Genomic DNA, 20,213 nt, shown 5'->3' with positions numbered 1-20,213 from the left:
CGATCGGAGACCCCGGAAGATGCCCGTTTTATCGGAAATAGAAGCTGATGATGAACCCTCAACGGGTAGCAAAGGCCATCCTGCTAATCAGCAAGAAAAGAAGTCGGATCTGCTCAGAATAGAAAAAATCACTAAGCAATTCGATGAAACCACGGCGGTTGATGATGTAAACCTGAATATTAAAGAAGGTGAAATTTTTGCACTGCTAGGGGGCTCGGGCTCGGGTAAGTCAACCTTGCTACGAATGCTGGCGGGCTTCGAAAAACCGTCCACAGGCAGAGTCTTTCTGGATGGCGAAGATATCACGGACTTACCGCCCTACGAACGCCCAATTAATATGATGTTTCAATCCTACGCGCTGTTCCCTCATATGACCGTGGCGGACAATGTCGCGTTCGGTTTAAAACAGGACAAGGTACCCAAGGCAGAAATTAAACAGCGGGTCGATGAATTACTGCGCTTGGTCCATATGTCTGAATATGCCCGCCGTAAGCCACACCAACTATCGGGTGGACAACGCCAGCGGGTAGCATTGGCACGAAGCCTGGCCAAACGTCCCAAGCTCCTGTTGCTGGATGAACCCATGGGTGCATTGGACAAGAAACTCAGAACCGAAATGCAGCTCGAAGTGGTGCAAATTATTGAAGAGGTCGGGGTTACCTGTGTCATGGTTACCCACGATCAGGAAGAAGCCATGACCATGGCTGACCGAATTGGCATTATGGACCATGGGGAGATTGTCCAGGTCGGTTCTCCGGTGGATATTTACGAGACCCCCAATTCCAGAATGACCGCTGAATTTATCGGCTCGGTGAATATTTTCGACGGTACTATTTTCGAAGACGAAGCCAGCTATGTACGAATCAAACTGGACGATATGGAGCAACCGGTCTATATCAGCCACGGTATCACCACTCCCGAAGATAACCGCCACGTTTACGTCGCCATTCGGCCGGAAAAAATCGAAATCAGCCGCGACCAGCCCGAGCAAAAAGAGAACTGGTGTGAAGGTGTTGTGGATGACATAGCTTACCTTGGTGGCCATTCTGTGTATTACATCAAACTGGCATCAGGGAAAGTCGTACAGTCTACGTTCTCCAATATAGAGCGCAAAATGGGCCGGCCGACCTGGGAAGATAAGGTCTATATCAGCTGGGAACCGGAAAGCTGCGTGGTACTCACGTCATGAATCTTAAAAAGCTGATCCCGAGTGGCCGATCGCTGGTTATCGGTATTCCCTACTCCTGGCTGGCGCTGTTTTTTATGGTGCCCTTCGCACTGGTAGCCAAGATCAGTTTTTCCGAAGCGGAAATAGCCATTCCGCCCTATACCGAAGTGTTTCGCTATGTGGATGAGACACTGACCATTGCCCTGAATTTGGGTAACTATATATTTCTCACCGGTGACGACCTTTATGTCGCTGCCTATTGGGGATCGATCAAGATCGCTTTCTTTTCGACCCTGTTTTGTTTGTTGTTGGGTTATCCCATGGCATACGCCATGGCGCGGGCCGATGACAAAATGAAAACCGTACTGCTACTGCTGGTGCTACTGCCATCATGGACCAGCTTTCTGATTCGTATCTATGCCTGGATAGGTATTCTGAAAAATAACGGGCTGATCAATAATTTGCTGATGTTTGTCGGGGTAATTGATGATCCGATCATCATGCTCAATACCAATTTTGCCGTCTATGTCGGTATTGTTTACGCGTATCTACCCTTTATGGTGCTACCGCTGTACGCCAATTTGGTGAAACTTGATGGCAGTCTGCTAGAGGCGTCTTCAGATTTGGGTGCACCGCCCTGGAAAACCTTTTTAACCATCACGTTACCATTGTCAAAGGCCGGTATTATTGCTGGCTCCATGTTGGTATTTATTCCGGTGGTTGGTGAGTTTGTGATCCCAGAATTGTTGGGCGGACCCGAGACATTAATGATCGGTAAGGTGTTATGGCAAGAGTTCTTTAATAACCGTGACTGGCCGATTGCCGCCGCGCTGGCTATTGTGATGCTGGTGTTATTGAGTGTGCCTATTGCCTGGTTCCATCATTACCAGGCCAAAGAGATGGAGGCAGAATCGTGAAAAAACTTTCTTTCTCCAACTGTGTGTTATGGGGCGGACTGGTATTCCTGTATCTGCCCATGTTGATACTGGTGATCTACTCCTTTAATGAGTCGCGCCTGGTTACCGTATGGGCCGGGTTCAGTACCAAATGGTATGGCGAACTGTTTCGTGATGAGCAATTGATGTCGGCAGTGTGGATGAGTCTGCGTATTGCCTTCACGACTTCTTGCATGGCCGTAATATTGGGTACACTGGCAGCCTTTATTATGGTGAGATTTCGTCGCTTTAGAGGAAAGACTGCGTTTTCGAGCATGATGACCGCACCGCTGGTTATGCCCGATGTGATCACAGGTTTGTCTTTGTTATTGTTGTTTGTGGCCATGGCACAGGTGGTCGGATGGCCCGCCGACCGGGGTTTCCTTACCATCTGGATTGCTCATACCACTTTCTGCATGGCCTATGTCGCAGTGGTGGTTTCCTCGCGATTACGAGAGATGGATATTTCTATCGAGGAAGCGGCCATGGACCTGGGCGCAACGCCGATGAAAACCTTTTTTCTGATCACGATTCCGGTGATTGCTCCGGCCTTGGTAGCCGGATGGCTGCTATCGTTTACGCTGTCTCTGGATGATCTGGTGATCGCCAGTTTCGTCTCCGGTCCGGGCTCCACGACCCTGCCCATGGTGGTATTCTCATCCGTCAGATTGGGGGTGACACCCAAGATCAATGCCTTGGCAACATTGATCATCCTCGCTGTTTCCCTGGCCGCATTTTTTGCCTGGTATATTGCTCACCGCAACGAAAAGCGCCAACGACAAAACGCCAGTAATTACTCTGAATAAAGCAATTCAAAGAATAGATAACGGATCAGTCATAAGCTGTTTATACAACGCCGTTGTTTGTGAATTGTATGGTCAGTGATGAGATAGGCAGTGACAGGTGTTGATGGAATTGAACCTGTTCATCACTGTCGCAGTAGATCCAGAGTACAGTATAGGAAACGCTTTAATGCCCGACACCGGCCTATCACCTCAAGCGGTAACGGATACTTTTTTGGCACCGCCATGTGATGAACCGGTAAAAATCTTGTATCAAGATGATCATATTTTATTGATTAATAAACCCAGTGGCTTGCTCAGCCTGTCGGGTAAAAATCCTCTAAACTGGGATTCGGTGCATCACCGATTGGTATACGGTCAGGAAGGCATAACACCGGCCTTCCCGACAGCAAAAATTCCCCATCGACTGGATTTTGGCACATCAGGCCTTATGGTTGTGGGATTAAGTGCAGGGTCTGCGCAACATCTCAATAGACAGTTTCAAGGGCGAACGATTCGAAAGCGTTATGTGGCCATGCTGGAAGGTTGGGTTGCCGACGAGCGGGGGCAGATCACCGAAGCGATTTCGAAGGACAAAAACCACTTCCCCCGGGTAAAAATTTGCCAGACCACTGGCAAAACAGCCATCAGTGAATACCAGGTATTGCAACGGCTGGATCACCCACGCAGAAGCCTGGTGCAGTTCACTCCCCGGACGGGGCGCACACACCAGTTACGAATTCACAGCCTGGCATTGGGTCACCCTATTTTAGGGTGTGATCTGTATAAAAGCGCTTGTAGTGAGGAAATGTCTGAGCGCTTGTTGTTACACGCAAGCGAACTGTGCTTTGAGCATCCGGGTAGTGGGCAGCCGATCCATGGGCGCTGTCCTGCACCATTTCTTGTGAATCCGAATGATTAAGGGCAGCACAAGTGGCATAACTAGCTATCCTAATATGTTCTAAGGTTTAACAGCTGTTTCTCTTAGAACGATTACTCAAAAGAGTTAGGTATCCCCAATGAAATTGATGTTTAGCTTACTGCTGTTTGCGGTTTCTATTTCGGTCTCGGCGAAAGAGATCAATATCTCTGACACGAATATTTCATTCGTTGCACCGGATGAATTTCAACCATTATCGCAAGAGATGATCGATATTAAATGGCCACAAAAAAATGCGCCTGAGTGGGTTGTAGGCAATAGCACTGCCTCGACAACTATCGCCTATGGTCTGAAAAATAATGATAATTCAGATGCCGACTTATCGGAGCTGATGACCTATTTCAAAACTACCTTTGATCGAATGGTTCCGGGAATTGAGTGGATAAAACGGGATATTATTCAACTGTCGGGTAAACGATGGTTGTATCTTGAGATGACGTCAAATGCTGTGAATGCCGATATTCATAATATTATGCTGTTGACGAGTTATGGCGAAGAAATGTTGATTTTTAACTTTAATTCAACCAAAGACGATTTCCCAAAATATGAAACAAGGTTAAGGGAAAGTATTCAGACGATACAGCTTCCAAACTAGAATCGATCCGATATACAACGTACTGATCTTTAATCATGATTTGCGCAAATTAGCCTGATACATTTTCAGCAAGGATGCCCTGTAATGAACAAAGTAATAATCCTGGTGGATGTGCAAAACATCTATTACACGGCGAGACAAACCTATCAGAAAAATTTTGATTATAATCGTTTCTGGTTGAAAGCTACCGAAGGAAGAGAGGTAGTTAAGGCCATTGCCTACGCCATCGATCGAGGTGACCAGAAGCAACGGGAATTTCAAAATATATTGCGAGCGATTGGCTTCGAGGTAAAGCTTAAGCCCTTTATACAACGCACCGATGGATCGGCAAAGGGTGACTGGGATGTGGGTATCACCATCGACGCGATGGAATATTCACAGGGTGCCGATGTCGTGGTGTTGGCTTCTGGAGATGGTGACTTTGACCTGCTGGTCAACAAGCTTCGCCAGGATAAAGGGAAAAGAGTTGAGGTTTATGGTGTGGCTAAGCTGACCGCCGCCTCATTGATGAATGCCGCCAGCGAATTCATCGCAATTGATCGAGAGCTTCTGTTGAAGTAGGTCGGCTCTCAGGCAAAGAGTAGAACAGTTAGCGTTTGAAAGTCCTATGACAATCATTGAAATAGACAAAGATGAAGTTCAGCAACGCCCTGTCCCGTCAGTTTGGCGTGATATTTTTATCAAGGTTGTGCGTTCTTTTGTGGTGGGTGATTACCAGTTAAACGCTGGAATCAAAACAGTGCTCCCGGTATCGAAGGAAACCGCGGCGCAGATTAGTGATTATATAGAAGACTATGGCGAGCAGTTGATCGAGTTACCGGAGGAAACCTGGAACACATCAGTATGCCTCTGGATGGGAGATCATTGGGATGTTCTGGTTGATCTATGGACCGAAGCCGAGGGGCGCAGTGATTTGGTGTTGAGTGCACAGGTCATGGAATCGGACCAAGGCTATCGGGTTCAAATCTATATGGTGTATGTGCCCTAGGGCATGTCACAGTTTTTCAGTTTTACCCTGACTTTTTCCGAAAAAAAGGGGCCAATGGCCCCTTTCCATTACTCATCTATATCAGGACTTGGGTTTGCGCTCACGCTTTTTCTTGGGCCCTTTAGGACCGCTGGGGCGTTTGCGTGCCGGCTTTTCAGTCGTTTCCTCGTTCTCATTCCCGGCAAAGCGACGAATATTCAGCTTTTGCTGGCACACCCAGGTGCGACGAAGCGCATCGAAGGTTTCTTTGGGCATACCTTCGGGCAGGTCTACGGTGCTGAAATCGTCATGGATTTCGATCTGGCCAATGTATTGGCTATCGATCTCGGCTTCATTGGCGATCGCACCCACCAAATTACCCGGTTTGACGCCATGCTCGTAGCCGACGTCTACCTTGAAGCGCTCCATGACCACTTCGGGGTGATCCTTGAGAGATGAGGGGCGGCTAGAAGCCGGTTTGGCCTTGCGTCGGGGCTCGCGCTTGTCTCTGCGATCGCCTTTTTCATCGCCATCGACCACACGAACGGATGCTTTCGGTTTACGCGGTGCGGGTTCGTTTTCATTCAGCAGAAAGGGTTTGCCCTTCTGCGCGAGGCTGGCCAGTGCGGCAGCAATGGTCAGCGGGTCCAGTTCCTGGTCTTCGCTCAGTTCTCCGACCATGCGGTGGAAGATGTCGATATTGCGGTTCTCGATGGTATCGATTATCTGCTCTTTAAAGCGGCTGATGCGGTGCTGGTTGATATCGACTGCGGAGGGCATATCCATGGGTTCGATGGGCTGGCGTGTCACCCGTTCGATGGTTTTTAGCATGCGACGTTCACGGGGTGCGACAAATAGCAATGCATCACCGGTGCGCCCGGCCCGGCCAGTACGACCGATGCGGTGCACATAGGATTCAACGTCGTAAGGGATATCGAAATTGACCACGTGGCTGATGCGCTCAACGTCCAGTCCGCGAGCCACGACATCGGTAGCGATCAGGATATCGAGTTTGCCTTTCTTAAGACGGTCGACCGTTCGCTCGCGCTGATTTTGCGGAATGTCTCCATTCAGGGCTTCACAGGCATAGCCGCGAGCCGAGAGCTTTTCCGCCAGATCGACGGTGGAGGTCTTGGTCCGCACGAACACCAGTACGGCGTCGAAAGCTTCAACTTCGAGAATTCGGGTCAGTGCGTCGAGCTTGTGCAATCCACTTACTTGCCAGTAGCGCTGGCGAATGGTCTTGGCGGTGGCGGTTTTTTCTTTAATGCTGACCTCTTTCGGGTCACGCAGATGGCGTTGGGCGACGCGCTTGATCTGGCTCGGCATGGTGGCCGAGAACAATGCCGTTTGGCGGCTTTCCGGAGTGTGCTCCAGAATCCATTCGATATCGTCGATAAAACCCATGCGTAGCATTTCATCGGCTTCGTCGAGTACCAGCGATTGCAGACCATCCAGTTTGAGGGTACCGCGACGAATATGGTCCATTACCCGACCCGGAGTGCCGACCACGACCTGCACACCACGCTTGAGGTGCTTGAGCTGTTGGTCATAGGCCTGGCCACCATAGATGGGCAAGACATGAAAATCGGGCAGGAAGCGGGCGTAAGTCTGAAACGCTTCCGCTACCTGAATAGCCAGCTCACGGGTCGGAGCCAATACCAGCAATTGCGGCTGACGTTTCTTAACATCAATGCGGGAAAGCAATGGCAGAGCAAACGCCGCTGTTTTACCCGTACCGGTTTGAGCCTGACCCAGCAGATCTTCACCGTCGAGCAGAATGGGAATACTCTGCGCCTGAATGGGGGAAGGTGTTTCGTACCCCACTTTTTGTACCGCTTGGAGAACGGCAGGGGCGAGCCCGAATGAAGTGAATTCGGTGGCTTGGTCAGCGGACATATTGGGTGTACCAGTCGGGGCGGCAGCGAGATGTTGAGAGCAACAAACGGGGCCGATTGTAAAAAGGGGCGCGATTATAGCGAAAGAAGCGCCAGAAAGCTTCCGCTAACTGTTGTCAGCGGCTGGCACCAGTATAGACCCGGTAAGCATCGACAGGGTGGATTAAGGTCAATGAAAGGGTTAACCGCTGTTTTTATCCAAGATCCTGATGTACTTGCCAATAGCGGGGGCCGAAAAGGGCCGCTATCATAAAGCCATCAGCAGACAGGAGCGGTGTATGAAAAATGGATTAGTCGGATTGGTCATGATGGCGGGTTTGTTGTTGTCGGGTTGCATGAGTCAGGGGGGAGAGCAGGAGGATGCCCTGGCTTGCCCTGAAGATCGTTCGGTGTTCCAGATGTGCACCATGGACTACAACCCGGTGTGTGGCGTGCGTAAGGATGGCTCGACCAAAACCTACAGTAATCCCTGCGGAGCCTGTGGTGATGTCGAGGTGCAAACCTACCAGATGGGGGAGTGTCAGTAGAGAAAACCGTCATACCACGGCTGAACGATGCCTGCATTTATAGACGCTATGAATGCAGGCACATTTTCTTCAATGCGTGCCCAGACGAGATGGGAGTCGTTACACTTCAGGTATAACGACACTTGTCCCGGAGGGGCCCCATGGACTTTCAATTTAATCAGGAAACCGAGCAGCTAAAAGCCCGCTTGCAGGCTTTTATGGACGATCATGTTGTGCCGCGCATCGGCCAGTGGCATGAAGAGGTGGAGCAGCAAGGCATCTATCCGCCCAGCTTTATGGCCGATCTTAAGGCGCTGGCAAAGAGCGAAGGCCTATGGAACCTGTTTCTGCCTGGACTCAAGGATGATGAACCCGGCACTCGCTTGACCAATCTGGAATACGCCCCCTTGGCTGAGGTCATGGGCCGCGTGCACTGGGCCTCGGAAATTTTCAATTGTAATGCTCCCGATACCGGCAATATGGAGCTGCTGCACCTGGTGGCCAACGATGAGCAACGAGAACGCTGGTTAAACCCGCTGCTGGAGGGTGAAATTCGCTCGGCCTTTGCCATGACCGAACCTGACGTGGCTTCCTCCGACGCCACCAATATCCAGACTCTGATCCAACGTGATGGCGATGACTATGTGATCAATGGTCGCAAGTGGTTTATTACCGGCGCGGCTCATCCCGACTGCAAAATTCTGGTGGTGATGGGGCAAACCAACCCCGATGCCGATGTCCACCAACGTCAGAGTATGGTGTTGGTGCCAATAGACACGGCCGGGGTAGAAGTCGAGCGTAATATTCAGGTGATGAACCACCATACGGCGGAAGGTCATTGCGAAATCCTGTTCCGAAACGTACGCGTACCTGTGACCAATCTATTGGGCAGTGAAGGCAGTGGTTTTGCTTTGGCTCAGGCGCGTCTGGGACCGGGGCGAGTTCATCATTGCATGCGTTCGATCGGCATGGCGGAGTTGGCGCTGGAGCTGATGAGTGATCGCGTTCAGGAGCGTAAGACCTTCGGTCGCTATCTGCACGAGCATGGTACCGTCGCCGAATGGATAGCCCTGTCCCGGATGGAAATCGACCAGACCCGCCTGCTGGTGCTCCGAGCCGCCTGGATGATCGACAACGTTGGCCCCAAAGCGGCGCGTAAGGAGATTGGTATGATCAAGGTGGCAGCGGGCCGTATGCTGACTCAGGTCGCTAACCGGGCCATGCAGGCTTTCGGTGCTATGGGCCTGAGCCCTGATACTCCGCTGGCCAATATCTGGTCCGGTGGGCGTATGTTGCAGTTAGCTGATGGCCCCGATGAAGTGCATCTGCGGACCCTGGCCAGAATGGAACTGAAAGATCGCGCGGTTAAGCGGGGGGATTCCGCCCGCTACATGACGCTACCGGACCGTACCTGAAGGCATCAGCAAGCTGGAGCAGCTGGCCCCGGATTTGTTAAGCTGGGGCCAATCTGATGGAAACTCCGCATGCCCGAACTGCCCGAAGTAGAAACCACCCGCCGGGGTATAGCGCCCTATCTTGAAAATACCAGCGTCGCGACCTTTGAGGTGCGTCAGCCGCGACTGCGTTGGCCCATAGATCCGGCCATAAAAAATCGAATAGAAGGTCAACCGGTCGAGCAGGTAACTCGGCGCGGTAAATACTTGCTGCTGCAATTCGCCAACGGTACATTGCTGGTGCATCTAGGCATGTCGGGCAGTTTGCGCGTACTGACCTCCGGTACGGCACCCGGCAAGCACGACCATGTCGATATTGGTCTGGAGAATGGCCATTGCATTCGTTACACCGATCCACGCCGATTTGGCGCCATGGTCTGGAGCGAACATCCGGTACAGGATCATAAATTACTGGCGTCACTGGGGCCGGAGCCCTTGTCCGAAGCGTTTGATGATGGTTACCTGTTTCAGCACAGTCGGGGACGCCGTGGTCCGGTGAAAAGCTTTATTATGGATAGCCATATAGTGGTGGGTGTGGGTAACATTTATGCCAACGAAGCCCTGTTCAAAGCGGGTATCGACCCAAGGCGGGCCGCCGGGCGTATCTCCCGCCAGCGAATGACACGGCTGGTCCAGTGCATTCGAGAAGTGCTCGGCGCGGCCATCGAGCAGGGTGGAACCACATTGAAAGATTTTGTCGGGGGTGACGGAAAGCCGGGTTATTTCAAACAGGAACTGGCGGTTTATGGTCGCGCTGGCATGCCTTGCAGCCGCTGTCAGCGGCCACTTAAAGAGGTTCAGCTGGCGAAGCGTAGTACGGTTTTTTGCAGTCATTGCCAGCGCTAACATAATAAGAGGAGACCCTTGAGGGTCCGATAGGTTTTATCAACATCAGGTAAGAGTCTATGAGTAGTAACTATTACCCTGCTAACCGGCTGGTGGAATCGATCGGCCGTACGGTGCTGCGTCTGTTGGGATGGAACATCGAAGGGCAGCTGCCCCGGTTGAATAAGTACGTCGCGATTGTTGGCTATCACACCTCCAATTGGGATTTTGTGGTTCTGATTGCGGCCAAGATGCTACTGCGTTTACACGCTCGCTGGTATGCCAAGCACACCTTGTTTCGCTGGCCCCAAGGCATTTTGTTTCGCTCCTGGGGCGGTATTCCTATTGTTCGTCACAAGACACGCGGGGTGGTTGAGCAGGCGGTCGACGCCTTTCAGGGCCATGAGCACTTTGTATTGGGGTTGTCGCCCGAAGGCACTCGCAGCCTGACCGATGGCTGGAAGGAGGGCTTTTACCATATCGCACGGGGCGCCGGGGTTCCCATTGTGCCGGTAGCGCTGGACTATCAACGCAAAGCGCTGGTGATTGGCGACCCCAGGCAGCCGATGGCGGATTACTCAGAGCAGGTTACAGAACTGATCGAGTTTTATAATCAGTTTCCGCCCAAATACCCGAAGCTGGCCTGGAAAGGGGGTGGTCCAGCGCCAAATGAGTCACGGAAATAGCCGTTGGTCCGGGGCACGCGTGAATTGCTGGCAATCTTTGTTATAGTTAAAACAGCTGTATACAAAACGCACAGACCGAGTAAACCGAGGGAACCGATATGCGACGCTACAGATCCAGGATTGCCGCTTTACTTTCAACGCTGCTAACGCTGTCTCTGTTAGCCACGCCCGTAAGCGCCAGTGGTGATTTACAGGTAGACTCTGACCGGCACAAGGCTGGTCGAATGGCGACAGAGATTCTGGTACGCCCGGTTTCGCTGGGCATCACCATCCTTGGAACGGCAGCCTTCGTGCTAACGCTACCCTTTTCGGCGTTGGGTGGAAATGTTGGTGAAGCGGCGGATGAGCTGGTGGTCGGGCCTTTCGATGCGACCTTCAGGCGCTGCCTGGGTTGCACGAACGTCGAAAACTAATCCACCTTGGTTGGCTGGCGATCAAGGTAAAGCACAGACAACCGATACGTGAACGAACGATAGAGGGTGGAAAGGTCTCCATCCTCTATTTTTTGTTGCCTTCTAAGCCTTAGGCAGCGGTAATAATATTGTACTTTTCCTGCAGTTCTTCTTCGGTTTCTTCGTTATCAGGGTCCTTTGGAATGCAATCAACCGGGCACACCAGTACACACTGGGGCTCGTCGTAGTGGCCTACGCATTCTGTGCAGAGGTTGGGATCAATCTCATAGATCTCCTCGCCAGGGGAGATGGCACTGTTAGGACATTCGGGCTCACAGACATCGCAGTTGATGCATTCGTCGGTAATCAATAAAGACATTCTGAGTACTCTTCGTTTAGCTTTCGCCTGGGTGGCGACATTGTAAAGGTTAGACGCTGCCCTTGCCGAAGCGTTCCTTCAGGGCGGATTCAACGACCGGATGAACAAACTTCGAAACATCTCCACCCAACGACGCGATTTCGCGCACCAGCGTTGAGGAGATGTAGGAAAACTGTTCAGCCGGGGTCAGAAACAGACTCTCGACAGAGGGCGCCAGGACCCGGTTCATATTCGCGAGTTGGAATTCGTATTCGAAATCGGAGACGGCACGCAGGCCCCGCAAAATAGCGTTGGCATTGCGCTGCATAACAAATTCGGCCAACAGATTATCGAACCCAACGACTTCGACATTGTCGAGATGGTCGGTGACCGCTTCGGCCAGCTGGATGCGATCGTTTAGATCGAACAGGGGCTTTTTCTTTGGGTTGTCTGCTACCGCGATCACCACTTTATCGAATAAACGCGCGGCCCGGTTCACCAGATCGCCATGGCCGTAAGTGATTGGATCGAAGGTACCGGGGTAGATTACGGTGTTCATCGTATCAACATATCCCGTCTGGGGTTGGCCCCATTATCATTCAAGGGAGGAGGATGTTAGCCCAAACCTCGCCCCGGTACAAATGGCCAGGGCTCAGTGGTTGGGCAATCGTTCAGGAGGTCGGCAGGCCACCCAGGCGTTGAGCTAAAGCGGTGGCTTGTTTGCTGGCCAGGGCGTAAATCGAAAGTTGCGGATTGGCGCCAATACTGGTGGGGAACGCCGAGCCATCGATCACGCTGAGGTTTTCCAGTTGATGGTGTTGGCTCTGGGAGTTGATCACCGACGATGAGGCATCCTCGCCCATCATGCAGCCTCCCATCACATGGGCACTACCAATCATCATGCGGTATTCCGTCATCGCCAACTGGTCGATCTGCTCGTGAACCTTGGCCACCGAGTCGACGTAGAAACCGTCCTGATGGCTGGGACGAACCTTTAAGGCGCCGGCCGCGAACTGAACTTCTGCCATGCGATACAGGGAGCGGCGGAAACCATCCCACATATAATCATTGAGCGGATAATCCAGTACTGGAGTACCGTCGTTACGCAGCTGAACGTTGCCGCCCTGACTCAGCGGATGGAAACCATCGCGCATCAAGGCCAATACGACATGCGTGTAGGGCAATTCGGCCATCGACCGGTGCAGCTCTTCCCCGGTTGTTTTAAACAACGCCGAGGTCAGTGCAGGCTGCAACGGCGGCACTTCCAGCTTGTAGGAAAGTCGACCATCGACCCCCTGATCCCACTGGAACTGGTCGGAGTAAACAGACTGGGGAGCACCGTAGAAACCATCGACGGCTTCCGGCATCTGTGCGTAGCTCATGGACACCGGATGCAAAAAAGTCCGCTTGCCCAGCAAACCGCTCGGGTTGGGTGCATTGGAGCGCAGCAGTAGAGCCGGGCCACCAATGGAGCCGGCGGACAAGACAAAATGTCGAGCACGAATTCGAATCTTAACCCCGGTCGGTTTGGCACATTGGTGATCCATGGCAGAACAGACGAGTTCGGAAATCTGGTCCCCTTGCCATTTGAAATACTCGGCGCGGGCCAGATAGATCAATTCAGAGCCACGTTCGAGTGCGGCGGGAATGGTGGTAACCAGCATAGATTGCTTGGCGTTGGTCGGGCAGCCGGTTCCGCAATATCCCAGATTCCAGCAACCGCGAACGTTGCGGGGGATAATGGCACTGCTGTAACCCAGAGCGTCACAGCCTTGTTGAAGCAGTTCGTTGTTCTGGTTCGGGGGCATCGACCAGGGTTCGACGCCCAGACGCTTCTCCATACGTTCGAACCAGGGAGACATAGCGGCGGCATCAAAGCCTGTGATGCCGTGAACATCACCCCAATGCTGCAGAGTTTGATCCGGTGTACGGAAGCTGGAGGTCCAATTCACCACGGTGGTGCCGCCTACTGCCCGGCCTTGCAAAACGGTGATAGCACCGTCTTTGGTCGCCCGGCCGCTGCCTTCCTGATACAGCTCGGCGTAAGCCGTCTGCTCATCCATATTAAAGTCGTTGGAGGAGCGCAGCAGGCCCTCTTCGATAATCAGTACTCGTAATCCGGCACGAGCCAGAATTTCGGCACTGGTACCACCACCGGCGCCGCTGCCGATGATGACTACGTCGGCCTCGAACACCTGGTCCTGCTCAAAGCGGGCTCCACTGTGTACCTTCCATCCGGATGCGATACCCAGGCTGATAGGGTCAGCGATTGGCATGTGGGAACTCCTGGGTCAGAAATTATTGGGTGGCGTGAGCAGTTGGGACTGGTGCGGCGGACCGGGATAGCCAACCGCTTGCCAGGTGTCGGGTACCAGATACCAGGACATCACCATGAGCTGCATCAGCAGGCCGTAACCCATTCTGAACACCTGCACGGAGCTGTTTTTCCAGCGCAACAGGTAACCGCTAACCTGCTCGGCCGAGGCGCTTGACCAGTTATTCCACACCCCGGTTACAGGACCGCGAGTGATTGGGGTATGCACCAGGTCGAGCAATTGCATCAGTTGGCCCTGCATCACCGGGGCGATACGTGACAGGTACTGATCGAGAGAAGTAATCGCCTGCGACAGTTGTTGTGCTCGTTGCCCGGGTTCGGTCGAAAGACTGGCGCCCATAACAACCGGGTAGAGCGCTTCGAAAAACAGCCGGTCATCGGCTCGCAATAGCTGTAGGCCTGAAGCTGTTTCTGGCGGCTTGGAGCAGCCACTCAGGCTGGCCATCATGCTACCACCGGTCAATAAGGCGCCTCCCATTAAACCTGTGCGGAGAAACCCCCGCCGTGTCGGATCAATGGGCGACTTACCTTGACCTGCCTTACTGGCTTGCAAGCCGTCTTCTAGGAAGGAGCTCATCAGGAACCCCGGATTAGCGAATAAACAGCTTATAGATCATGCGGTTGAGTGGTTTGTCATAGGGCGGGAAAATCATGCGCGCGGCATTGAATTTCTGCTTGATAAACACACCCTTGGCCTTGGAAAAAGTCTGGAAACCTTCCTGGCCATGGTAGTGGCCCATGCCGGAGGGTCCTACGCCACCAAAGGGCATATCGTCGACGGCAACATGGAACAGGGTTTCATTGATGCAGGCCCCACCGGAATGGGTATTTTCCATGACAAACTTCTGGCTGCTCTTGTCATAACTGAAGTAGTAAAGCGCCAGAGGACGAGGGCGATCGGCAATATAGGCCATGGCCTGCTCGATGGAATCGTAAGGCACAATGGGCAAGATGGGGCCGAAGATCTCGTCTTGCATCAGGGTCATGTCGTCGCTGCCGTTCTGCACGATCTGTAGCGGCATGCAGCGGCTGGCTTTATCACCATCTTGCGATAATGATGTCACTTTGGCACCTTTCTCGATTGCGTCTTGCAGCCAGGCATTAAGGCGCGAATGTTGGCGCTGATTAATGACGTGGGTGTAATCGGGATTGCCGTTCAGCGTCGGGAACATTTTTTTGAAGGCGGAGCGGTAAGCTTCAATAAAGGCTTCTTCTTTATCGCGCGGTACCAGGACGTAATCGGGGGCAACACAGGTTTGACCCGCGTTAAAGGATTTTCCGAAGCAGATGCGCTCAGCGGCATCCTCGAGAGGCACGTCGGGTCCGACAATGGCAGGCGATTTACCGCCCAATTCCAGGGTGACCGGTGTCAGGTTGTCCGCAGCTGCGCGCATTACGTGCCGGCCGACGCTGGTGGAGCCGGTAAAGAGCAGGTGATCGAAGGCAATTTCGCTGAAGCGGGCGCCCACTTCGGCTTCTCCGTTGATGACCGCGACTTCGTCCTCGGCAAAACTATCGGCCATCAAACGAGCGAACAGGGTAGAGGTGGCTGGTGTGTATTCAGACATTTTGACCATGCTGCGATTACCCGCGGCCAGTGCTGTGGTTAATGGGCCAACGGCCAGAAACAGGGGGTAGTTCCAGGGTACGACAATGCCGACTACCCCTAACGGTTGGTAGATGACCTGGGCCTTGGCGGGTGCCAGGTGGGCACCGACATGACGCTTACTGGGTTTCATCCAGCGTTTAACGTTCTTGATCGCGTAGTTGATGCCCTGAATGCTGGGCATGATCTCGGCGAGCAGGGATTCGTCGGTGGAGCGACCGCCAAAGTCTTCGTTAATAGCGTCGATCAGTGCTTGCTGGTTGTCGAGGATGGCCCGCTTAAGTTTATTCAGATTGGCGATGCGGGTTTGCGCGGAGGGCATGGGGGCGGCGCGAAACGCAGCTTGCTGTTGCTTGAAAAGCGTTTGCATCTGTTCAACCTGCTGTTGCTGTTCGCTGACCTGCTTGAGTTCGGTAGCCATGGGAATCTCCGCGTTTATGTTTGTTATAGTGGGGCTTAATGTCGTGATATCGTGCGCCCGATCATTCCGATTGAGTAAAAATCGGTCTGGTCAATCTAGAGTAATTACTCTAAAGTGTCAAACCTAAACCCAACAGGTGAATTGCCGGTGGCCAAACCCAAGACCCGTGAACGCATATTGCAAGCCAGTCTGGCGCTGTTTAATGAGGTGGGAGAACGAAATGTCTCTACCAACCATATAGCGGCTGAGTTGGGTATGTCGCCGGGAAATCTCTATTACCATTTCCGAAATAAGCAGCAGATCATCTACGAGCTGTATTTGGGATACGAAGCCGAGGTCAAACAAACCCTGCAGTTACCCGAGGGGCGCCCATTGACCCTGGAGGATAAGCGGGGGTATCTGGAGGGGATATTTGATGGCATGTGGCGTTTCCGCTTTTTTCATCGTGACCTGGAACATATGCTCGAGTGCGATGGCCAGTTGCGGGCGAGCTATCGACAATTAGCGCAACATTGCCTGGCCCAGGGTAAGGCAATTTACCAGGGGCTGGTGGATGCCGGTTATCTGCAGGCATCCGAGGAGGAAGTCGAGGCGCTGTCCTATAACAGCTGGATTCTGATGACCTCCTGGGTCAGCTTCTTGCGAACCGTAGTGCAGGATGAGGGGGATACGACTCTCACTTCGGCTATGATTCGTCGCGGAATTTACCAGATCATGGCACTGGAGCGGGTGTTCCTGACGGAGTTTGCCCGAGACCAGATTCGGCCGATGGAACAGGATTTTTTTGCTCCTCTGGATGCCGATGGGACGGCGCTCAGGGAACAAAAAACCGCCGTTAGTGCGGAGCCTTAAGTCCCGCCTCGCTGAAACAATCGATAGCCAACTTGTCCCGCCGTTTTCTCGCGGTATAGCTCCCAGTTGGCGGGCAGATTATCCAATTCCAGCTCCCGCTCGGCTTCCACGTAAATCAGCGCATTGTCCGCCAACCAGCCGTTCTGTTCGAGCAGTTGGCAACAGCGGGCGACCAGGTCTTGGCGGAAGGGGGGGTCGATAAAAATCAGGTCAAAGGGCTGGTCAGATTCGTTATCCAGGTAATTCAGGCTGTCGGTTAGAATCACCTCACCGTTGCGATCACCCAGAGTGGCCAGATTCTCTTGCAGCTGGCGCGTTGCGCCACTGTCACGCTCCAGCATGCGGGCCTGTTCGGCACCCCGGGAGAGGGCCTCCAGAGCCAACGCACCACTGCCGCTAAAGCAATCCAGACAATGACTTCCGGGCAGCCAGGGGCTGAGCCAGTTGAATAGGGTTTCGCGGACCCGATCGGGAGTGGGTCTCAATCCCTCCCGGTCAAAGACCGGGAGTTTTCTGCCACGCCACTGACCAGCAATGATGCGCACCTGAGCAGGGCGCTTGGTGGCCGTGTTCTGGCCTCTCGGAGCCCTTTTCACCATTAGCCTTCAGCCGGTTTGGAAGGCTGGCCAACGGTGATAGTGATCAATCTTTCCTGGTCGACATGCAGGCTAAAAGCGTTGCGTATCTCTTCAGCGGTGATTTTTTCGACGGCACCTAAAAATTGGTCCAGTTCGTCGAGGGGCAGATCGTAAAAGCCGATGGAGCCCAGTTGCCCCACGATACTGCTATTGCTGGCAGTGCTTTGTGGAAAGCTGCCGAGGATATTCTGTTTGGCGGTTTTGAGTTCCAGCTCGGTTGGGCCATCGGCCAGGAATCCCGTCAGGGTGTCATTGACCACCTGTAGTGCTTGGGTCGTTTGGTCCTGACGGGTTTTCAGGCTGATCAGAAAGGGACCCTGTTCGCGCATGGGCGCGAAACGGCTGTAAACGCCGTAGGTGAGCCCGCGCTTCTCTCGTACCTCTTCCATCAGGCGAGACCCAAAACCACCGCCGCCGAGTATTTCGTTGCCCACGTAAAGAGCAACATAATCGGGGTCGCCTTTGGCTACGCCCAGGCCTCCGATCATAATCTGGGTCTGCTGACTGTTATGGTCGATGTGCTTTGTTAATCCTTCGGTCAAGGGGGCTACCGAAGGCAACTGCTTGGCACGCTGACCCTCGGGCAAGCTATTGCTGACCCGTTCGGCAATGCGCTCAGCGCTGCTCCGGTCCAGACTTCCTACCATGGCAATGACCATATTCTGAGCGACATAAAAGCGCTGATAGAAGGCTTGAAGGTCTTCTCTGGAAAGGCTTTTCAGACTCTCGGCTGTGCCCTGGCTGGGAATGGAATAAGGGTGAGAACCGTAGAGGTCATCGAAAAAATTAAGGTTCGCCACTGTGCCGGTCTGTTGCTGTTGGTACTTCAACGAAGCCAGTGCCTGGTTCCTGATGCGGCTTAGGGCATCGTCCGGAAAGCTTGGCTTGCTGACGACTTCAGTGAACAGGTTCAGGGCCGGCTGCAACAGCTCGCTGGAGGTTAAGCTGCGCAATGAAGCGATGCCCATATCCCGGTACGAGCTGGCGCCGAACTCGGCACCGAGGCTCTCGAACCCGCGGGAGATCTGGTTGGAGCTGAGGTTTGCCGTGCCCTCACCGAGCAAGCCACTGGTGATCATGGCGAGCCCGGCCTGGTCGTCGTCACGGGCAGAGCCGGCATCGAAGACCAGGCGCAAATCGAGCATGGGCAGTTCCGGCGCCGCCATAAAATAGACCCGTGCGCCGTTGCTGGTTTGCCAATGCTGAATATCCAGTGGCCGGCGTTTAACCGTCGGGTCTGCCTCGATGGCGGCGAGGGACGCAAAGCGCTCGGCCGCGGGAGGCAAGGATTGCGGATCGGCCGTTTTGGTGCTGTTTGCTGCGTCCATCGATGGGCTGGCAGCATCGCTTTCATCGGATTGATTCAGCAGGATGATGGCCAGCGGTAGAACCAGAATCAGGGCCCAGAGAAAGTAACGGTTCATGCGGTTCGGAGTTTGTGTCATGGGTCGCGTGCTCGCCTACTGGGTGATTGCGTCAGACGCAGGTTTGGGACTGAGGGTGGCTACCGTTAGCCGCTCGCGGGTCAGATAGCGCTGGGCCACTTGCTGGATCTGTTCAGGGGTAATGGCGTTCAGATTGTCCAGCTCATCTTCCAGTACGCGCCAGCTGAGGCCGATGCTCTCAAGCGTGCCAATCTGTTGTGCTTGGCTGGAAATGGAGTCCTGTTCGTAAACCAGCGACGAAATAACCTGAGCCTTGATGCGCGCCAGTTCATCGCTGGTAGGAGGGGTCTGTTGTAATTGTTCGATTTGGTCCCAGAATGCGGCTTCGAGATCCTCGAGGGTGCGGCCCTGCTGAACATTGGGGGTCCCGCTCAGGGTAAACAGGCTATCGCCACGGCCAAAGGCGCTGTAACCGGCACCGGCACCGGAGGCGACTTCGCTTCCGCGCACCAACTGGCTTTCGATACGGGCACTGTAACCCCCATCCAGCACACCCGATAACATGCGAAGCGCATAGGTCTCCCAGGCTTCGTCGGCGGTATTGAGCACGGGCACATTAAAGCCCATCAGCAGGGAAGGTAAACGGGCGTTTTCAAGCTCAAGCTCGATGCGTCGTGCGCCTGGTTTGTTGACTTCAATGAGGGGTTTTACCAGCGGCAGTTCACGGCTCGGTATTGGGCCGAAATAACGTGTTGCCAGCTGCAACACTTCCTCGCCTTTGACATCACCCACCACCACAACGATGGCGTTATTGGGGGCATACCAGGTTTGATACCAGTCGCGCATATCCTGGGCTGTCATGGATTTAAGGTCCTGCGGCCAACCGATCACCGGGTTGCCATAGGGGCTGGCTTGATGAGCGGTAGCCAGGAAACGCTCGTAGGCGATCCCCTGGGGTCGGTCGTCGACCCGCTGGCGGCGTTCTTCCATCACCACCTGCAGCTCCCGGGCAAATTCCTCATCGGAAATGTGCAGGTGCTGCATGCGCTCGGCTTCCAGCTCGAAGCTGAGTGGCAGGCGATCGGCTGCCAGTACCTGGTAATAGGCAGTAGCATCGCGACTGGTAAAAGCGTTTTCGGAGGCCCCGACACTGGCCATAATGCGAGAGAATTCGCCCGTAGCCAGATGCTTGGTGTCCTTGAACATCATATGCTCCAGAACATGGGCCAGGCCGGTTCGGCCGACCGTTTCATAACTGGATCCGACCCGATACCAGACCTGGGAAACCACCACAGGGGCACGATGGTCTTCACGGACAATCAGTTTAAGCCCGTTGGGCAAGACGTATTCATGAGTGTTACTCGTGGCAGCGATTGCCCAACTGCCGGCAAGCAGAAGTGCCAGCAGCGAGGCGGTGCGCCCCAGGAGCCAGAAAATGCGCATGGTGAGGTAGGTCCTGTTATGAACGTT

The 20,213-nt window shown here is 53.6% G+C and carries 22 protein-coding genes; 13 read left to right on the top strand and 9 right to left on the bottom strand.

Features of this window, described 5'->3' with window-relative positions; all coding sequences use genetic code 11:
- Positions 1 to 19: 19 nt before the first annotated feature.
- The 7 genes from MIB40_RS00885 (at position 20) to MIB40_RS00855 (ending at position 5,408) form a co-directional block, all read left to right on the top strand.
- Entirely contained in the window at positions 20 to 1,189 is a 1,170-nt protein-coding gene (locus tag MIB40_RS00885) for an ABC transporter ATP-binding protein (RefSeq protein WP_249689745.1), read from the top strand.
- A complete protein-coding gene (locus tag MIB40_RS00880; RefSeq protein ID WP_249689743.1) occupies positions 1,186 to 2,085 on the top strand; it encodes an ABC transporter permease subunit in 900 nt (299 codons plus the stop codon). The genes MIB40_RS00885 and MIB40_RS00880 overlap by 4 nt, the downstream gene beginning before the upstream one ends.
- A gap of 59 nt (positions 2,086 to 2,144) precedes the next feature.
- A complete protein-coding gene (locus MIB40_RS00875) occupies positions 2,145 to 2,909 on the top strand; it encodes an ABC transporter permease subunit (RefSeq protein ID WP_264759845.1) in 765 nt (254 codons plus the stop codon).
- A gap of 166 nt (positions 2,910 to 3,075) precedes the next feature.
- Positions 3,076 to 3,807, top strand: a complete 732-nt coding sequence (locus MIB40_RS00870; RefSeq protein ID WP_249689742.1) for an RluA family pseudouridine synthase — start codon at positions 3,076 to 3,078, stop codon at positions 3,805 to 3,807.
- 97 nt (positions 3,808 to 3,904) lie between these two features.
- Positions 3,905 to 4,420, top strand: coding sequence for a hypothetical protein (locus tag MIB40_RS00865; protein WP_249689740.1), 516 nt, complete (start codon positions 3,905 to 3,907; stop codon positions 4,418 to 4,420).
- Between the two features lie 84 nt (positions 4,421 to 4,504).
- Positions 4,505 to 4,981, top strand: coding sequence for an NYN domain-containing protein (locus MIB40_RS00860; protein ID WP_249689738.1), 477 nt, complete (start codon positions 4,505 to 4,507; stop codon positions 4,979 to 4,981).
- A 46-nt stretch (positions 4,982 to 5,027) separates the two neighbouring features.
- Entirely contained in the window at positions 5,028 to 5,408 is a 381-nt protein-coding gene (locus MIB40_RS00855; RefSeq protein ID WP_249689736.1) for a DUF7668 domain-containing protein, read from the top strand.
- Positions 5,409 to 5,489: 81 nt separating this feature from the next.
- Here MIB40_RS00855 and MIB40_RS00850 read toward each other — a convergent pair whose 3' ends face one another.
- The gene (locus tag MIB40_RS00850) at positions 5,490 to 7,286 is read right to left on the bottom strand and encodes a DEAD/DEAH box helicase (RefSeq protein WP_249689734.1); all 1,797 of its coding nucleotides are present in this window, start codon (positions 7,284 to 7,286) and stop codon (positions 5,490 to 5,492) included.
- A gap of 277 nt (positions 7,287 to 7,563) precedes the next feature.
- On the opposite strand from MIB40_RS00850, the gene MIB40_RS00845 reads away from it, so the two are divergent.
- The 5 genes from MIB40_RS00845 to MIB40_RS00825 all read left to right on the top strand — a co-directional run bounded on the left by MIB40_RS00845 (position 7,564) and on the right by MIB40_RS00825 (position 11,169).
- Positions 7,564 to 7,812, top strand: coding sequence for a Kazal-type serine protease inhibitor family protein (locus MIB40_RS00845; protein ID WP_249689732.1), 249 nt, complete (start codon positions 7,564 to 7,566; stop codon positions 7,810 to 7,812).
- A gap of 140 nt (positions 7,813 to 7,952) precedes the next feature.
- Positions 7,953 to 9,206 (top strand): acyl-CoA dehydrogenase family protein, encoded by a 1,254-nt coding sequence (locus MIB40_RS00840; protein WP_249689730.1) that lies wholly within the window; start codon positions 7,953 to 7,955, stop codon positions 9,204 to 9,206.
- Positions 9,207 to 9,275: 69 nt separating this feature from the next.
- A complete protein-coding gene (gene mutM / locus MIB40_RS00835; RefSeq protein ID WP_249689728.1) occupies positions 9,276 to 10,091 on the top strand; it encodes a bifunctional DNA-formamidopyrimidine glycosylase/DNA-(apurinic or apyrimidinic site) lyase in 816 nt (271 codons plus the stop codon).
- A 59-nt stretch (positions 10,092 to 10,150) separates the two neighbouring features.
- Positions 10,151 to 10,756: a 1-acyl-sn-glycerol-3-phosphate acyltransferase gene (locus MIB40_RS00830; RefSeq protein WP_249689726.1), complete on the top strand. Its 606-nt coding sequence runs from the start codon at positions 10,151 to 10,153 to the stop codon at positions 10,754 to 10,756.
- A gap of 98 nt (positions 10,757 to 10,854) precedes the next feature.
- On the top strand, positions 10,855 to 11,169 hold the full coding sequence (locus MIB40_RS00825; protein WP_249689723.1) for a hypothetical protein: 315 nt from the start codon (positions 10,855 to 10,857) through the stop codon (positions 11,167 to 11,169).
- Positions 11,170 to 11,278: 109 nt separating this feature from the next.
- Here MIB40_RS00825 and MIB40_RS00820 read toward each other — a convergent pair whose 3' ends face one another.
- The 5 genes from MIB40_RS00820 to MIB40_RS00800 all read right to left on the bottom strand — a co-directional run bounded on the left by MIB40_RS00820 (position 11,279) and on the right by MIB40_RS00800 (position 15,868).
- Complete coding sequence (locus MIB40_RS00820; RefSeq protein ID WP_249689721.1) at positions 11,279 to 11,527, bottom strand: YfhL family 4Fe-4S dicluster ferredoxin; 249 nt, start codon at positions 11,525 to 11,527, stop codon at positions 11,279 to 11,281.
- Between the two features lie 49 nt (positions 11,528 to 11,576).
- Positions 11,577 to 12,065 (bottom strand): pantetheine-phosphate adenylyltransferase, encoded by a 489-nt coding sequence (gene coaD, locus MIB40_RS00815; protein ID WP_249689718.1) that lies wholly within the window; start codon positions 12,063 to 12,065, stop codon positions 11,577 to 11,579.
- A 112-nt stretch (positions 12,066 to 12,177) separates the two neighbouring features.
- Positions 12,178 to 13,782 carry a GMC family oxidoreductase gene (locus MIB40_RS00810; RefSeq protein WP_249689716.1) on the bottom strand — a complete coding sequence of 535 codons (1,605 nt, stop codon included), beginning with the start codon at positions 13,780 to 13,782 and terminating at the stop codon, positions 12,178 to 12,180.
- A gap of 15 nt (positions 13,783 to 13,797) precedes the next feature.
- Positions 13,798 to 14,418 (bottom strand): hypothetical protein, encoded by a 621-nt coding sequence (locus tag MIB40_RS00805; RefSeq protein WP_249689715.1) that lies wholly within the window; start codon positions 14,416 to 14,418, stop codon positions 13,798 to 13,800.
- 13 nt (positions 14,419 to 14,431) lie between these two features.
- On the bottom strand, positions 14,432 to 15,868 hold the full coding sequence (locus MIB40_RS00800; RefSeq protein ID WP_249689713.1) for a coniferyl aldehyde dehydrogenase: 1,437 nt from the start codon (positions 15,866 to 15,868) through the stop codon (positions 14,432 to 14,434).
- 147 nt (positions 15,869 to 16,015) lie between these two features.
- Between MIB40_RS00800 and MIB40_RS00795 the strand changes: the two genes are divergently transcribed.
- Positions 16,016 to 16,720 (top strand): TetR/AcrR family transcriptional regulator, encoded by a 705-nt coding sequence (locus MIB40_RS00795; protein ID WP_249689710.1) that lies wholly within the window; start codon positions 16,016 to 16,018, stop codon positions 16,718 to 16,720.
- Here the strand turns inward: MIB40_RS00795 and rsmD are convergent.
- The 3 genes from rsmD to MIB40_RS00780 are packed head-to-tail and all read right to left on the bottom strand — an operon-like array spanning position 16,717 to position 20,186.
- A complete protein-coding gene (rsmD, locus tag MIB40_RS00790; protein WP_249689709.1) occupies positions 16,717 to 17,319 on the bottom strand; it encodes a 16S rRNA (guanine(966)-N(2))-methyltransferase RsmD in 603 nt (200 codons plus the stop codon). The genes MIB40_RS00795 and rsmD overlap by 4 nt on opposite strands.
- Positions 17,319 to 18,803 carry a M16 family metallopeptidase gene (locus tag MIB40_RS00785; RefSeq protein ID WP_249689707.1) on the bottom strand — a complete coding sequence of 495 codons (1,485 nt, stop codon included), beginning with the start codon at positions 18,801 to 18,803 and terminating at the stop codon, positions 17,319 to 17,321. Before MIB40_RS00785 ends, rsmD begins: the two co-directional genes overlap by 1 nt.
- 15 nt (positions 18,804 to 18,818) lie before the next feature.
- Positions 18,819 to 20,186 carry a M16 family metallopeptidase gene (locus tag MIB40_RS00780; protein ID WP_249689704.1) on the bottom strand — a complete coding sequence of 456 codons (1,368 nt, stop codon included), beginning with the start codon at positions 20,184 to 20,186 and terminating at the stop codon, positions 18,819 to 18,821.
- Between the last annotated feature and the right edge of the window lie 27 nt (positions 20,187 to 20,213).

This window comes from Aestuariirhabdus haliotis (genome assembly GCF_023509475.1).
Taxonomy (GTDB): Bacteria; Pseudomonadota; Gammaproteobacteria; order Pseudomonadales; family Aestuariirhabdaceae; genus Aestuariirhabdus; species Aestuariirhabdus haliotis.
Note: the sequence above shows the minus strand (reverse complement) of the source record. Positions and strands in the feature narration are given on the sequence as shown.

Excerpts from the sequence above, each read along its gene's own strand:
- MIB40_RS00800 (WP_249689713.1), bottom strand. The coding sequence starts at position 15,868 with ATGGCTACCGAACTCAAGCAGGTCAGCGAACAGCAACAGCAGGTTGAA.
- MIB40_RS00825 (WP_249689723.1), top strand. The coding sequence starts at position 10,855 with ATGCGACGCTACAGATCCAGGATTGCCGCTTTACTTTCAACGCTGCTA.
- MIB40_RS00855 (WP_249689736.1), top strand. The coding sequence starts at position 5,028 with ATGACAATCATTGAAATAGACAAAGATGAAGTTCAGCAACGCCCTGTC.
- MIB40_RS00875 (WP_264759845.1), top strand. The coding sequence starts at position 2,145 with ATGTTGATACTGGTGATCTACTCCTTTAATGAGTCGCGCCTGGTTACC.
- MIB40_RS00860 (WP_249689738.1), top strand. The coding sequence starts at position 4,505 with ATGAACAAAGTAATAATCCTGGTGGATGTGCAAAACATCTATTACACG.
- MIB40_RS00845 (WP_249689732.1), top strand. The coding sequence starts at position 7,564 with ATGAAAAATGGATTAGTCGGATTGGTCATGATGGCGGGTTTGTTGTTG.
- MIB40_RS00885 (WP_249689745.1), top strand. The coding sequence starts at position 20 with ATGCCCGTTTTATCGGAAATAGAAGCTGATGATGAACCCTCAACGGGT.
- MIB40_RS00780 (WP_249689704.1), bottom strand. The coding sequence starts at position 20,186 with ATGCGCATTTTCTGGCTCCTGGGGCGCACCGCCTCGCTGCTGGCACTT.
- MIB40_RS00805 (WP_249689715.1), bottom strand. The coding sequence starts at position 14,418 with ATGAGCTCCTTCCTAGAAGACGGCTTGCAAGCCAGTAAGGCAGGTCAA.
- MIB40_RS00820 (WP_249689721.1), bottom strand. The coding sequence starts at position 11,527 with ATGTCTTTATTGATTACCGACGAATGCATCAACTGCGATGTCTGTGAG.
- rsmD (WP_249689709.1), bottom strand. The coding sequence starts at position 17,319 with ATGGTGAAAAGGGCTCCGAGAGGCCAGAACACGGCCACCAAGCGCCCT.
- MIB40_RS00865 (WP_249689740.1), top strand. The coding sequence starts at position 3,905 with ATGAAATTGATGTTTAGCTTACTGCTGTTTGCGGTTTCTATTTCGGTC.
- mutM (WP_249689728.1), top strand. The coding sequence starts at position 9,276 with ATGCCCGAACTGCCCGAAGTAGAAACCACCCGCCGGGGTATAGCGCCC.
- MIB40_RS00785 (WP_249689707.1), bottom strand. The coding sequence starts at position 18,803 with ATGACACAAACTCCGAACCGCATGAACCGTTACTTTCTCTGGGCCCTG.
- MIB40_RS00880 (WP_249689743.1), top strand. The coding sequence starts at position 1,186 with ATGAATCTTAAAAAGCTGATCCCGAGTGGCCGATCGCTGGTTATCGGT.
- MIB40_RS00850 (WP_249689734.1), bottom strand. The coding sequence starts at position 7,286 with ATGTCCGCTGACCAAGCCACCGAATTCACTTCATTCGGGCTCGCCCCT.
- coaD (WP_249689718.1), bottom strand. The coding sequence starts at position 12,065 with ATGAACACCGTAATCTACCCCGGTACCTTCGATCCAATCACTTACGGC.
- MIB40_RS00810 (WP_249689716.1), bottom strand. The coding sequence starts at position 13,782 with ATGCCAATCGCTGACCCTATCAGCCTGGGTATCGCATCCGGATGGAAG.
- MIB40_RS00870 (WP_249689742.1), top strand. The coding sequence starts at position 3,076 with ATGCCCGACACCGGCCTATCACCTCAAGCGGTAACGGATACTTTTTTG.
- MIB40_RS00840 (WP_249689730.1), top strand. The coding sequence starts at position 7,953 with ATGGACTTTCAATTTAATCAGGAAACCGAGCAGCTAAAAGCCCGCTTG.
- MIB40_RS00830 (WP_249689726.1), top strand. The coding sequence starts at position 10,151 with ATGAGTAGTAACTATTACCCTGCTAACCGGCTGGTGGAATCGATCGGC.